The organism is Desulfomicrobium macestii (assembly GCF_014873765.1).
Lineage (GTDB): Bacteria > Desulfobacterota > Desulfovibrionia > Desulfovibrionales > Desulfomicrobiaceae > Desulfomicrobium > Desulfomicrobium macestii.
Window position 1 is genome coordinate 61,130 of sequence record NZ_JADBGG010000017.1, and the last position, 14,320, is coordinate 75,449.

11 protein-coding genes are annotated in these 14,320 nt (G+C 63.2%); all 11 read left to right on the plus strand.

Going from position 1 to position 14,320, the window contains the following annotated elements:
* Positions 1-2 precede the first annotated feature (2 nt).
* Complete coding sequence (locus tag H4684_RS11955) at positions 3-761, plus strand: ABC transporter ATP-binding protein (RefSeq protein ID WP_192623913.1); 759 nt, start codon at positions 3-5, stop codon at positions 759-761.
* Entirely contained in the window at positions 758-2,587 is a 1,830-nt protein-coding gene (locus H4684_RS11960; RefSeq protein ID WP_092191163.1) for an ABC transporter permease, read from the plus strand. Before H4684_RS11955 ends, H4684_RS11960 begins: the two co-directional genes overlap by 4 nt.
* A complete protein-coding gene (locus H4684_RS11965) occupies positions 2,577-4,286 on the plus strand; it encodes an SUMF1/EgtB/PvdO family nonheme iron enzyme (protein ID WP_192623914.1) in 1,710 nt (569 codons plus the stop codon). The genes H4684_RS11960 and H4684_RS11965 overlap by 11 nt, the downstream gene beginning before the upstream one ends.
* Positions 4,287-4,313: 27 nt before the next feature.
* Positions 4,314-4,961: a glycine zipper domain-containing protein gene (locus H4684_RS11970; RefSeq protein WP_192623915.1), complete on the plus strand. Its 648-nt coding sequence runs from the start codon at positions 4,314-4,316 to the stop codon at positions 4,959-4,961.
* On the plus strand, positions 4,958-5,500 hold the full coding sequence (locus tag H4684_RS11975) for a hypothetical protein (RefSeq protein ID WP_092191167.1): 543 nt from the start codon (positions 4,958-4,960) through the stop codon (positions 5,498-5,500). The genes H4684_RS11970 and H4684_RS11975 overlap by 4 nt, the downstream gene beginning before the upstream one ends.
* Positions 5,497-6,600 (plus strand): S41 family peptidase, encoded by a 1,104-nt coding sequence (locus H4684_RS21145; protein WP_192623916.1) that lies wholly within the window; start codon positions 5,497-5,499, stop codon positions 6,598-6,600. The genes H4684_RS11975 and H4684_RS21145 overlap by 4 nt, the downstream gene beginning before the upstream one ends.
* Positions 6,601-6,713: 113 nt before the next feature.
* Positions 6,714-7,817, plus strand: coding sequence for a TolB-like translocation protein (locus H4684_RS11985; protein ID WP_192623917.1), 1,104 nt, complete (start codon positions 6,714-6,716; stop codon positions 7,815-7,817).
* 261 nt (positions 7,818-8,078) lie between these two features.
* Positions 8,079-8,789, plus strand: coding sequence for a sel1 repeat family protein (locus tag H4684_RS11990; RefSeq protein WP_192623918.1), 711 nt, complete (start codon positions 8,079-8,081; stop codon positions 8,787-8,789).
* A complete protein-coding gene (locus H4684_RS11995) occupies positions 8,786-10,930 on the plus strand; it encodes a hypothetical protein (RefSeq protein WP_192623919.1) in 2,145 nt (714 codons plus the stop codon). Before H4684_RS11990 ends, H4684_RS11995 begins: the two co-directional genes overlap by 4 nt.
* Before the next feature lie 62 nt (positions 10,931-10,992).
* On the plus strand, positions 10,993-13,554 hold the full coding sequence (locus tag H4684_RS12000; protein WP_192623920.1) for a TolB family protein: 2,562 nt from the start codon (positions 10,993-10,995) through the stop codon (positions 13,552-13,554).
* A 59-nt stretch (positions 13,555-13,613) separates the two neighbouring features.
* Positions 13,614-14,222, plus strand: coding sequence for a hypothetical protein (locus H4684_RS12005; RefSeq protein ID WP_192623921.1), 609 nt, complete (start codon positions 13,614-13,616; stop codon positions 14,220-14,222).
* Positions 14,223-14,320: the final 98 nt, after the last annotated feature.

Consider the following 14,320-nt stretch of genomic DNA (forward strand, 5'->3'; position numbering starts at 1 on the left):
ACATGGCTGAAGCGATCGCGCCCATGATCCGCCTGGACGGGCTCGTCAAGACGCGTTCCCAGAGCGAGAGCGTTTTCGAGCTGCAAGTGCCGCATTTCGCGGTTCGGCCCGGGCAGATGGTCGCGGTCATCGGCGAGAGTGGCTGCGGCAAGAGCACGCTGCTGGACACGCTCGCCCTGGTCATGGCTCCGACACGGGTCGAGCGCTTCGAGATCGCCTCCGGGGAAGCGACGGCTCCCAGCGACGTGGCCGCCCTGTGGGCCCGGGACGACGAGGACGGCTTGTCCGCGTTGCGTCGCGACCTGTTCGGCTACGTTCTGCAGACCGGCGGCCTGCTGCCTTTTCTGAGCGTGCGGCAGAACATCTGCCTGCCCGCGCGGATCAAGGGCGGCGACATGCTCGCGTCCCGGGTGGAGAGTCTGGCCGATCGTCTCGGGGTTGCCGGGTGCCTGGACCGGATGCCCGTGGCCCTGTCCATCGGGCAGCGACAGCGGGTGGCCATCCTGCGTGCCCTGGCACACCAGCCGCGTGTGGTCCTGGCCGACGAGCCCACGGCGGCCGTGGACAAGGCCCGGGCGCGGGCCATCATGGACGACATGCACCGTCTGGCCCGCGATGAAGCCGTGGCCGTGGTCGTGGTCACCCATGACGTGGATCTGGTCATGGACCGCGCCGACGTCGCCTACACCTTCGATACGCGCCAGGTCTCCGAACACGTCACCAGCTCGCTGTGCAGGCCGGTCCGGGAGGGCGCCCCATGACCGCCCCGCGTCCCCTGAAGCTCATCCCCGCCCTCGCCGCCCTGCACCTGCGGCACGAATGGATTCTGACCCTCTGTCTGGTCATCGCCCTGGCTGCGGTGATCTCCCCCCTGCTTGTCCTGCTTGGCCTGAAACACGGCACCATCCAGACCCTGCGCGAACGCCTGGTCGAGGACCCGGTTTTCCGTGAGATCCGCCCCTCGCAAACCAGGGAATACAGGCCCGAGTGGTTCGAGGATGTGGCCTCCTGGCCCGGCATCGGTTTTCTGACCCCGACCATCCTGCCCCTGTCCTCGGTCATCAGCGTGGTGCGCGGTGAGACGGGCAAGGCCGAACTCTTCGACCTCATCCCGACCGCGCCCGGCGACCCGCTGCTGCTTGAGAACGGCGGCATCGTGCCCGAGGACGGCGCGGCGGTGCTCACGGCCGAGGCCGCCCGGCGTCTCGGCGTGAAATCCGGCGGGGAGGTCGTGGCACGTGTGACGCGCTCCCGGGGAGGGCGCACGGAGAATGTCGAGGTCCGGCTCAAGGTCGCGGCCGTGCTCGATGCGCGGGCAGGCTCCCTGGCGCGGGTTTATGCGCCTCTTTCGTTCGTGCTCGACGTCGAGGCCTACAAGGAGGGCTACGCGGCCCCGGCGCGCGGCTGGGCCGGGGATACTCCGGAGCCCTATGCCAGCTTCGACGGGGCCGTGCTCGTGCTGCCCGAACCACTCCTTCCCATCAGCCGCTCGGGGCTGGTCATCAACACCGGGTTCGGCCGCATTGCCGACCTGACCCCGGAAGGGGCGCGGGAGCTGCTCGGATTTTCGCCGCCCCCGGGCCTTGCGATCTACAATCTGCTTTCACCGGGGACTTCCCTGACCGCCTCCAACCTGCGGGCCATCGAGCAGAAGCTGCGCGGATACACCCGCGTGCTCCTGCCCTATGTCCGTGATGTCGTGGTCAGGCGCGGGGCAGAGGAGCTGCGCCTCGTGGGCCTGTCCCTGGACGAGGAAGAGGCGCGGTTGCTCGGGGTTCCGCCGACGCCGTGGGGCGGATACGCCGGTCGGTTGCCAGAGGGAATTCCCGGCGTCCTGTGGCCCGCCGGCCAGGGTGTGCCCGCCGGAGAAACGCCGTCGCTGCGCAGCCAGGGCGTGTCCGAACTGGACTTCGATCTGCGTGCGGTCGGGGAGACCGCCCTTGAGCATCCGGTGGTGCCGGTGGAGCTTTTGGGGGTGCTGCGCACCGCCACGCAGCGCGCCGTGGCTTTCGACCGCGGCACGGGGCGTTTTGAAATGGCTCGCGGCGGGTATCGGGGCTTTCGGCTTTATGCCCAAGGCATCGACGATGTGCCCGGACTGTACCACCGGCTCAAGGGGCAGGGCATCGAGGTCATCGCCGAGGTCGAGGCCATCGAGCGCATCCAGGTCCTGGACCGGGGTCTGACCCGTCTCTTCTGGCTCATCGCGCTGCTGGGGCTTTTCGGGGGAACGGCGGTGCTGGTGGCCAGCCTGTACGCAGCCGTGGAGCGGCGCAGGCGCGACCTTGGGGTGCTCAGGCTGCTCGGTTTCGCGCGCAGGCATGTCTTTTTCTTTCCCATCGCACAGGGGCTCATGATCGCCGCGCTGGGCCTTGCGGCCGGATTTGGCGGCTACGCGGCCCTGGCTGCGACCATCAACCATGCCTTTGCCTCGGAGCTTGCTCCGGGCGAGGCTTTTTGCGTCTTGCCGGGGCCGTATGTTCCGGTTTTCTGTCTGACAACCCTCGCCCTGGCGGCTCTTGCCTCTCTGGCTGCCGCGTGGCGGGCGACATGCATTGATCCTGCGGAGGTCATTCGTGAGCAATGATGGCGTGAGGCCGGGCCGGCGACTTTCGGCCGTGATGTTTTTTCTCTTTTTCGCGGCGGCATGCGTGCTCAGTTACGCTGTCCTGATCACGGCGGCTCTGGCCGAAGCGCCGCCGCAGACCCCTTTCAACCCGAAACCGGCCGAGGGTGACCTGATCCTGCCCATGCCAGGCGACGGTCAGATGGTTTTTCGCAGGGTCCCGGTGCCGGGCAGCGGGTTCTGGGGCGACCAGAGCCGCATCATCCAGATCGGCGACGCGGCCGGCGGGATCTTCGAGGGGCTGCAACGCACCCAGATCAGCGGCTCCTTTCCATCCGGCCCGGACGGAACCTGGGAGCTGGTCATGGCCAAGTACGAGCTGACCCGAGGCCAGTTTGTCGCGGTCATGGGCATGGACGCGCTCCTGGCCGCCAGCGGTGATCCGGAGGACCAGAAACTGCCGACGCTGAAGGGCCGCGAGCTGCGCGACGCACTCATGATGCCGCTGGCCTATGTCGGTCATGGGGATGTGCTTGAGTTCATCCGCCGCTACAACCAGTGGCTGTTCGATCCCGCCCACCCCGAACGCGTCGAGGCCATGCCGCGAGTGGACGAGGCGCCCGGGTTCATGCGCCTGCCCACCGAGGACGAATGGGAATACTGCGCCCGTGGCGGCCTTGCAGCCATCCAGGCCGGGACTTTCGACAACGGTCTGCCTTTTCCGGCGGCCGAGGCCAACGAGTTCGCGTGGCACCTCGGAAACGCCAAGCATCAATTGCGGCCGGTGGGGCTGCGTAAGCCCGACGCGGGCGGCTTTCACGACCTCTTCGGCAACGCCCAGGAAATGACCTCGGGCCTGTTCCGGCCGGAAATCTGGCAGGGCAAGCCCGGCGGCGTGGCCGTGCGCGGCGGAAGCGTCTCGACCCCTCCGGCGGACCTGCGCAGCGCCCTGCGGGCCGAACTCGACGTCTACGCCTGGAACGTGGACGAGAAAAAGGTCGAGGAGCGGCGATCCTTCAACACCGGGGCGCGCCTGGCCATCGGGGCCAACGTGGTCGTGACCTCGGCCCAGCGCACCCGCATCGAGAAGGAATACGAGGCATACAAGGCCGAGCTGCGCAAGACCATGCCCGTGGGCCGCACCCTGGACAACCTGGTCAGCCAGGCTTCGGTGCAGATCGGGTCCGCCGACCCCATCATCGAGCGGCTGATCAAGGAGAATCCGGGCCTGCGCGAACCGCTTGGCGCCGTGCAGTCCACCCTGGAAAAGGCCCGCGAGCGCCTGGAACTGGCCCAGCGCGAGAGCGCGCGCAGCCTGGCCCAGGACGCGGCCCGCAACGGGGTCAACCTGTCCGTGTATCTTTCCCGGCTGGCGCGGCTGACGGACACCCTGGCCTTGGCCAGGGAACTCGCGGAAACATCCGCACGCTATCAGGAACAGGTCGCGGCAGTGGAGAAATCCATGGCCGAGCTTGAGACCGCGCTTGGCGAGCAGATGCAGGGCTACAAGGACAAGATCGGCACTCTTGGCGAATACGAGAAAGCGTACATCGATTTCGCCTTCACGGAGCTTGAGGCCCGGGAAATGACCAAGCGCGAACGTCTGGTCATGAAGCTGCTCAAGGGGCACGCCCAGAGCTTCGCGGATCAGCGCCGGGCCGACACCAACCTGTGGCTGGAAGAGTTCCGCAAGGGATTTGCCGAATTTTCTGATTCATAAAACAAATAATTTCAGGAGGATGAATTTATGAAAAAGATCGTGAAAGTGCTCGTCGTGGTGCTCCTGGTCTGCGCCCTTTTGCCAGGCTGCGCGACCATGTCCGACCAGAACCGCACCAAGGCCGAGGGCACGGGCGTCGGCGCCGTTGTCGGCGGGCTGCTCGGCTTCGCCATTGGTGGCGGACGCGGCGCGGCCATCGGAGCGGCGGCCGGTGCGGGATTGGGTTTTCTGGTCGGCAACGAGATCGCCAAGCGCAAGCAGGCCTATGCCAGCACCGAGGATTTCCTCGATGCCGAGATCGCAAACACCCAGGAGTTCAACAAGACCGCCATCGCCTACAACGCCAAGCTGTCCAAGGACGTGACCGCGCTGGAAAAGCAGTCGAAGACCCTGCGCGCCCAGTACGACAAGGGCACCGTGGACAAGAAGGTGCTGGTGGCCAAGAGCGACGAACTGCAGAAGAAGATCGATGCCAGCAAGAAGCTTGAGGACACCCTGGCCAAGGAGCTTGAGGTCCAGACCGCCATCCTGGCCGACGAGAAAAAGACCCGTCCGGCCGATGACCAGTACATCGTGCGTCTGCAAAAGGAAGTGAACACGCTGCAGAAGAACCTGGACAAGCTGCGCGACGGGAGCACCCAGCTGGCCCAGATCGATCAGAGGTTATCCGTATGAGGAGGAAGCTTCTCATCCCGATGCTGTTCGCGGCGATGCTCCTTGCCGGTTGCGCCGGTCAGCATGATCCGCGCACGGGCGGCTTTTTCGGCGGTGTCGCCGGTCTGGGCGGGGGCGGCTACAAGGATCGCGTGGCGGAACGCGAAGCCCGGCTCCAGGAATTGCGGGCCACGCAGAGCCAGCTCGATGCCGAGAAAGGTCAGCTTGAAGCCCAGAAATCGGCCGCCCAGGCCCAACTCGACAAGGATCAGGCGCGCGTGAAGGCCATGCAGACCGAGATAACGGCCCTCGACAAGAAAACCAAAAGCCTTGCCGCCAAGGATGGCGCGGACAAGCAGCGCGTGGCCGACCTGCAAAAAAGGGTCACCGACCTGAAAGGGAAAATGAACAAGCAGGCGTCCTCTCTGGATGATCTGGAAGGCAGCGGCCTTGGGGACGCGGACATGGACCTGCGCCGCAAACAGCTCGAAAAGCAGCGCGACTCGCTGCGCAAGGAATACGATCTGCTCATGAAGATGCAGATGGAGCTGGCCCAGTGAGGATTGCCGGTCTTCTGATCCTGGTCGTGACGGCGGTTTTCGCCACTCATGCGGGGGCGCTCTGCGCGCCCCTGGATGAGATCCGCCGGATTCTGCGGGAGGATGCCCTTGTGCCTCCTGCCCCGGAGGTCCTTGAGGCCCTGGACGAGGCCCGCCTGCCGGAGCTTTTGAAGCAGATCGATCCGTATGCGCGGTTTTTCCCGGCCCGTGAGTATCAGTCTCCCGCGACCGGACGCGAAGCCTGGATCGGCATCGGCGCGGAGCTTGTCGTGCGCGGCGACGAAATTTTCCTTTCGGTTTACAGGGGCGGGGCGGCTGATCTGGCCGGAGTGCCCGACCGTTCAAGGCTGCTCGAAATCGACGGCAGAAGCGTCGCCGGACTTGAGCCCGTGGCCGTGGCGTCTGCCTTGAAGGGCGAGGAGGACACCGCCGTGCGCCTGATGCTCATGCGGCCGGACGGGCGACAGGAGGCGGTCACGATCATCCGCGAGCCCTTCAAACCCCTTGATGTGGAGCCGGTCCCTCCGGGCGACCGCCAGGTGTTGCGCATCCGCGAATTCGTGGCCGGGATGACCAGGCCCGCGTTGCAGGCCACCATCGATTTTCTGGCCCGAAAGGGCGCGGCGCGGGACGGGCAGCTCATCATCGACCTGCGCGACGCAGGAGGCGGGGATCTTTACGAGGCCTTCGACATCGCGGGGATGTTTCTCCCGGCGGGCACGCTCCTGGGCTCGATACAGAGCCGTGATGGCCAGCCGCGCGAGGTTCGCTCTTCGTCCGGCGACAAATATCCCATGCCGCTGATCCTCATCGTGGGTCCGGACACGGCCAGCGCGGCCGAAATTTTCGCCGGGGCATTGCACCGGCAGGGCAGGGCGAAGCTCGTGGGCCAGCGCACCTACGGCAAATGCAGCTCCCAGACCGACGTCCGTCTGTCCGACGGTTCGGTTCTGCGCTATACGAACCGGGACGTGCTGCTTCCCGGCGGGGATTCCTGTTCCGGCGCGGGCCTGGCCCCGGACCTGGAGATGTCCGGCGCTACGCTTGGGAATCTGCCCATGCTCGTGCAGGAGGTGGACAGCGCATTCGCCCCGAAATGAGCCCGCGGTCCCGGCGGACCGGAACGCGGATTGAGCAGGCGAAATGTCTTGAGAGCATCGTGACGGATGGCAAAATGATCCAGGGTAAGTGAGTCTTCAAACGGAGAACGAGCATGATACGTCGCCTCGCCCTGACCGCAATGGTCCCGCTGGTGCTGTCCGGCTGTCTCATGGACGCCCTGTACGGGGACTTGCCCGACACGGTGCGCATGGAGCCGGGCATTCATGCGCTTGCCGGATTGAATAGCCCCTACGACGATTTCAACGCCGTGGCCGGGCCGCCGCCGCTGAAGATGGACGCCTTCATCGCTTTTGCCAGTAACGCGGACAGCAAGGGACAGCATTTCACCATCGACACCGGCCGCCTGCGCCTTTTGCAGAATCCGTATCCTGACCGCAGGCAGGCCCGTCCTCCCGCGCCGAAGTTGAGCGTGGAGCGCTACGGGGCCTTTTCCGCCATCCCCTTCTTTTCCGGCAACGTGCGCGGGCCGACGCCCCTGTTCCCGCCTGCTGATCCGGCCCGCGTTTATGACGAGCCTTTCCCGCCGCACATGACCAGGGGCTACCTCCTGACGGAAGAGCCTTTGCCCTGGAACGGCACCGGAGAGCTTCCCGGCGGCGGGGTGTGGGTCTTCGATTCGGATCACGAGGGCCGGCGCAACCTGTATCTGGTCGATACGGCCGGGGATGTGCGCCCCTTTTTCGGCAATCGCGCCGACTCGGACGAAGTCTACGCCACCTACGATTTCAAGCGGCATGAGCTGTATTTCAGTTCCAACCGCTCCGGAAAATACAGCATCTACCGTTACCGCAATCAGGGCGGCAGTCTCGATTTCGCGCACTGGCTTGCGGAGCCCTCGCGGGCGGACGGCATCGAACCGGTGGAAGAATTTGTTTCCTCCGGCAACACCATGGCCCCTTTTGTCCATGACGATCAACTGTTCATGGCCTCCGATCGTCCGGGCACCCTGGGCGGGTTTGACCTCTTTGTGTCGATCAGGTCTGAAAATGGTTGGCAGGCGCCCCGCAACCTTCAGGAATTCATGCCCAAAAATGTGCATGTGAACACCCTTGGTAACGAGTTCAGGCCCTCCATCCTCGGCCTGGGGCTCAAGAACCTTTATGATCTGCGGGTGCTCATGTTTTCGTCCGATCGCCCCGGTGGTAAAGGCGGCTACGATCTCTATGTCACGGCTCTCCCCGAGGAAGTCCGATGAGCGCACGGCATCATGCAATCAGGGATGACGTCCGGCCACCCCTAACAGCCCGTTCAAAAACGGCGATCTGCTGCGTCAGCGAAAAAATCTCACCATTTTTGAACGGTCTGAGAATTTTGAATTTTTCAAGAGTCAGCTAAGGGCGCACCCTGGCTGAGGCCGGGGAGTCCTTTGTCATGGGCTCGAAAAAGCAGTGTATTAAGGTTGATTTTATCGTGAAATGCGAATTGCCGCGGCATGAGTGCCGTGTGTGGAGGAATCATGAGGGTTTGGTTGTGCTTTGTTATTCTTTTCCTCGCCTCTCCGCTGCACGCTTCGGAGCCGGCCGTGGACACGCTTCCGCCCGAGCTGGTCAGGCTGCGGGACGAAGGGCAGCTCACAGTCAGGGCCCTGTGGGCCTGGAAGCTGGTCCCGGAGTCCACTGTGGGAATGGCCATGGAGTTTCGTGCATTGGGCCTGGACCTCATTTCCGCCGACAGGGCGCAGCTTGCTTCCTGGCTGGGGCAGGCAGACGAGGGGCAGATTGACCTCAGCAAAGCCCAGCGTGATGTTCTGGGACAGCTGATCAGCCGCATGGATGAAGGGTTGCCTTCGGGTGAGCAGCCCGCTTCAGAGACGTCCGTTGCCCAGGAGCCTTCCGTTGTCGATGCCAAGGCCGATGGCAAAGGCGAGGCCAAGGATCTTGGCGAAATGATCAGGGAACTTGGTGCTCAGGCAGAAGGCGGCGATCCGAAGGCGAAGGTCAGCCTGGCCCTGGCGGTCAAGGCTGGCGCTGGTGGATCGCCAGATCCGATCCGGTCCGTGGCCCTGCTTGAGGATGCCGCGGCAGCGGGTGATGCCGATGCCATGGCCCTTTTGGCTGATGAATACGAATCCGGTCTGTGGGTGCCCCAGAATGCGGAAAAGGCGGGGCAGCTGCGACGCAAAGCCGCCCAGGCAGGATCACAACTGGCGCAGTGGGGGCTCGAATGAACATCAGGGCATTGCAAAGGGCGGGCGTTTTATTTCTGGTTTTGGTGCTTGCAGGTGGCGGCGCATCTCTCGCCAATGAATTGAAGCAGCCCACACAGGCCGAGATCGCACAGCAGGTCGTAGTGGACGACAGCATGAAGGCGGTCATGAAATCCTTTCTCAAGGCCGGTCTGACGTACGATTCCCTCCCTGCGGGAGCCGGAGCGGAGGTTCGCGCGGCGCTTGAGTACTGGAAGGGGAACAAGGACGGGCTCAAGGAGTTTGCGGGCAGGCTCGGCAAGCTGGCCGGTTCCAACCGCGAGGAGCTGCTGGAGATGATCCGGAGCAAGAAGCTTCGGGAGTTTGCCGTCGTCGCGCTGGATGAGAGCGCTTCGGGGGCTTTTCACAATGTGGGCCCCGACGGCCTGAAAAAGCTCGTGGCCTACAGCGGCGACACCCTGGACGATGCCGGGGTCAGGGCGCTGAGCCTCCTGAACCGGGTCGAGGATGCCATCACCGCGACAGGCAAGGTCCCGGCGCATCTGACCGACGATCTGAAGACTGCCCTGAATCAACTTTCTCCCTCGCAGCTTCGGGCCGCCCGGAAACTCCTGTCCGAAAAGGGAACCAAGGCCGCCGTCAAGGATTACCTGGTCAAGAATCCCGGAGTCATAGGCACCTTTGTCGACGGCGTCTTCGTTCTGGCCTTCGACGTGCCTGCCCTCTTGGCCCTGAGCGACGCCGAGGAGGCGGCGGCCAGCGCCACGGGCACGGGTTTCGGCTTTGCGGCGCAGACGGCCGGGACGGCGGCCACCGCCGCCCTGGGAGGTGGCTTCCTGCCAGGCCTTGTGGTCAGCTGGACGAGTTCGCAGGTCAAGGAGTTGGTCACGGAGATGATCATGCTTCAGTACGACCGCGCCAATGCCGCCATGAAGGCGCAGTGGGCCAGTATGGAGCTGCGCATGAACGCCATTCGCGGCATGCTCAAGGTCGATGAACTGCTCAAGTCCGGCGATGTTTCCAAGGCCGCCGACTATCTGGCCAAGGTCGAACGTTACGCCATGGAACAGAATTTCCCGAGCGAGGGTATTTTCGAAAAAATACAGGACTTGAAAGGCATCGTGGCCAAGGCCGAGAAGCGCGGAGCCGCCAACCAGATCATCGCGCGGGCGCGGGTGCCGTATATGTACGGTTACCGGCTGGCCAGCCAGGGACGCAATCTGAGTCTGGCCCGGACGCACGTCGAGGAGGCACTGGCCGTGCTTCAGGAGGCACTTGGTCGGTATCCCGAGCTTGAAGACAGGGTGAGTCAGGTGCAGGGGCTGATTGCGCAGATCGACAGCATGATCGCCCAGACTCCCCCCCTGGGGCAGGCCACGGTCAGCGGGCCGGATTCGGTGGCGCCCGGAGAGGTCGCGCATTTCGAGGTCAGTCTGACCGGGGGCATCCCCGACTACCAGCCGGTGGACATGAGCGGCCACGGATTGTCCACAGGCGCGGTGTATTACTGGGAAGCCCCGGCAGAACCGGGTGTGCAGACCGTTACGTTCAGGATTCGGGACGATTCCGGAAAGATTGCCGAAGTGTCCAAGGACGTGGAGGTGGCCGGTGAAACGCAGGGCACGGAAGTAACGGGCGAGATATGGGAAATCTTGAAGCACACGCCGAAAATGAGAATCACCATGCCGCTCAAAACGCTCGAGATGACCATCACACCTGGCGGGAGAATCTCTTTTCCCGTGGATTACAAGTCGGGCGATTTCCAGATAAAGGGCACGGGCGCCTTGACGCTGTCCAAAGACGGACGAATGATCGAACTCTTGAGCATGGATACCGAAAGTATCGACATCAAATCCGGGGAGGTCTGGGGACAGGAAGAGTTGCGGGTCGGGCCTTTCAAACTGCACACTGCAGGCAAGAGAAATCATGACGTTCCGCATTCCGTAACCAATAGCTATAGCCTTTACTATGTTTACGCTTCCGGATTCAAAGAAGACAGAGGTACTCTACGCATGGGAGAAGCGGAATTCGGGTACGACAGCAGTAATAATTTCGTTAAACAGGGTTTCAAATGGTATGAAGTGCAACGGCTTGACACCTCATCCAATTACTACTCACACTTCGAGACGATATATATTCACTTTCTGGAGAATGAAGAATAAGTATCGATCATCAAGGAGGAAGGATGAGACGAGTTCTCATGGTACAGTTATTGGCAGTATCGATGTTTGGGATGATTTCGTGTCTGTTATGTACGACCTACGGTGTCGCCTTTGCCGCCACCGTCGAGATCGCCACCGGTCCAGACGGGCTCCTGCAGATGGAGCAGCAGGGTAAGGTCACGGTCCGCGCCCTGCGGGGCTGGGGCCGCCTTTCCGATACGTACGTCAAGCTGGCGCAGCGGATGCGGCAGGAGTCCGGCCTCGACCTTCTGGGGGCGAACCTGGATCAGGTCCGGCAGTGGAGCGCCGACCCGGCCCTGACGCAGTTCGGGGCCGAGCTGGCGAAGCTGGCCTCCTTCATGGAGGGCGGGGAGCATCTCGACTGGTCGACGCCCGCGCCGGGCGCTTCCGTGCCCGCGGGCACTCTCGTGCGCAGTGAGGGGACGCGCTGGGCCCAGACTGCGGATGGCCCCGTCGAAGGCCCGAGCGACGCACAGGCCGAGCCCGCACAGGTCGAGTCCGCACAAGTTAAACCTGTTCAGGCCGAGCCTGTCCAGGGGGCTGACACGGACACGACGGCCTCCCTGCCTCCGGTTGCCCCGAGCGATGCCGGGCCGGGGGATGGCGTGGAGTTTTCCATCAATGACCAGGTTGCGGGAACGTACAGGGTCAAGCTCCAGGCGGAGGGCCTTACTGTCGCAGGACCGCAGGACGATCCCTATTTCCAGCGGCGTTTACAGGTCGTGTTGCCCGGGGCTTCGGCCGTTCAGGAGGGAGAGAAGCGCTATTTCGACAAGCTTTCCGAGTATCTCAACGTCAAACCCGTGCTTGAAAACGACACCCCATACAGCCTTGTCCTCGGGTTCGCCACTCCGGACACTCCGGTGGTCATCCGCGTCGACGCTCCCGAGAATCCCGAGATCACCTTGAGCGAGCAGGAGATCCGGGACAAGGTCTCCTACCGCGTGACCGGCAAGGCGGTTTATGTCTATCGGCATGATGACGCCAACGGCGATGCCGAGATCGGCTTCGAAGAGAGTAAAGATGGCGAGGTGCGCTGGACCCCTCGCATCGACCCCGCCACCGACCGCCCAGTCGGGCCCCGGGTCCTTGGCATATACATGTCTTACAGGGTCAAGAAATTCATCGGAGATAACCAACTGGGCACCCTCAGCACCAGCCAGCACCGTATTGGCTGGGTCGTGGTGGCCATGCCGGGCGACGTGTACGAGCATGAAGGGGCGCTGTACGCCGTGGGCCAGGAAGAGTCCCTGACCGCCAAGGGAACGTCCGGTCCGGCTCCTGCACCGGAAAAGTTTGACTTCGAACTGTCACAATACGCCCTGGATACGGGAGCTATCAAGCTGTCCGACGACTTGCGCCACGTGGCCTGGATCGATGGTGAGAAAGAAGGAAAGAAGCGTGTTGTCGTTAACGGTGTCCCCGGAAAATGGTATGATGACATCAAGAGATACGGGATGCAGTTTTCGTCAGGAGCGGAAACCTTCTGCTTCAGGGCTGAATTCGGGGACAAGGAACTCTCCGTCTGCAACGGTGCCGACGGCTCGCTCTTCGATGACCTTGAGTTTCTGGTGATGAGCGATGACGGGGCCCATGTGCTGGTGGCAGGCAGTGTGGACGGCATGTACCGGGTATATCTCGACGGCAAGCAGGTGCGTGAGACGTCCAACCGCATGTGGGAAGGTGCCGTGGCTCGAAGCGGAAAGGGCGCCTGGATCGAGCGGGGGCGCGATCCCCAGACGGGCGCCGAGTTCGCCATGATCGTGACAACCGACGGTGCCGAGGGGCAGAAGTATCCGGCTATTCACGGCACTCCGCGTTTCACGCAGAATCGCGCCGAGCTTTACTACATCGCCGAAAAGGAGGGCGGGGACCGCTTTCTGGTGCGCGATGGGGAAGAATTGAAGCCCACCATGGGCTCCGGCTACAAGTTCACGGTGACCCCCGACAGCGCCTATTACGCCTATGTCGCGCAGTCCGACATGGTGAGGTCAATGGTTATCAATGGGCAGATCGGCCCTGATTTCAGTTCCATCTGGGATCCGGCCACCTTCAGCGCCGACGGCCAGCGGCACATCTATTCGGCCAAGAAGGAGGACGAAGCTTTTCTGGTGGTCGATGGGCAGATCTTTTCCCACGGTTTCGGAGCGCTCAAAAGCGTCATCGGCGAGACCTTCAGCCCCGACGGCAGCCGCTGGGCTGCGGGCTTTAAGCTTAGTGACGAGGAATATGTTGTCGTCGTGGACGGCAAGGAAGTCGGCCGAGGGCAGGGCTCACCCGCGCGCATCGTCTTCAGCCCCGACGGGACCAGGGTGGCCTGGCTGGAGAAGCAGAAGAAATCCTCGCGCGCCTACCTCGACGGCACGGCCGGGCCGGAGGTGCGGGACATCTTCGACGATGAGCCCCCGCAGTTCAGCCCCGACGGGCGTCATCTGGTCTACTTCACCCGCGACAAGGACAAGAAGATGCATATTGTCGTCTTCGGCGGCGAGGACCGCGTCCATGACATCATTCCGCCTCGCGCGGTGTTCGTGAAAGGTGGTCTCGAGTACCTGGCCATCGACGGGACGCACTTCCGGCGTGAGAGCATTTCCCTGGATTGAACAGACATGCCCCGCTACCGGATCAGGAGCGGGCTTTTTCATTGAACACAGGAGGTGGCATGGCAGTGGAAAAAAGAGCTTCGGCCAAAAAACATTCTTCGGGGGCGGCCCCGCTGACTCCGGAACAGACTGAGGCCTGGTTGCGCAAATACGGCCGGCACTCGCGCATCTACGCCTGGGGCTTTTTTGCCCTGCTCATGCCCGTGATCCTGGGCGTGATCTGGTGGGAAATGGGGGAGATAAACGAGGATGTGCTCTATTCCTTCGGCTTCGCGGCCGTGGTGACCTTTCTCCTGGCCAAATGGTCCCGCAAGCAGACGGCGAAAAGCTGGATCGGGGTGGTGGAGGAACTGTTCATGAAAAAGGTGCGCGTGCGCCGTGACGGGGACCAGCACGACGACATTTCCTACAAGCCCATGGCCAGGATCAGGACCGACAACGGGAAAAAAAGCACCCAGCATCTCTCACAGGAACTGTTTGAGTATTTTCGGCCCGGTGACAGGGTTTTCAAGGTTTCGGGCCTTGAAGTTCCGGAGAAGGTCACGCTGGACGGCGACCGCCGAGTCTGCCTGGCCTGCGGCAGCCTCTACAGCCAGGGAATCGGCACATGCCCCCGCTGCCGGGCCCCCGAGCCGGATCACGAGACTCTGGTGAGCCTGGCCGGGTAAAGCGGTCCTGGGCGCATCAAAAAGGCCGGGCACCGCGATGAGCGGTGCCCGGCCTGTCTTTTTGCAGAGGGGCCCGTGATGTGCCTCGCGCCCCGTCA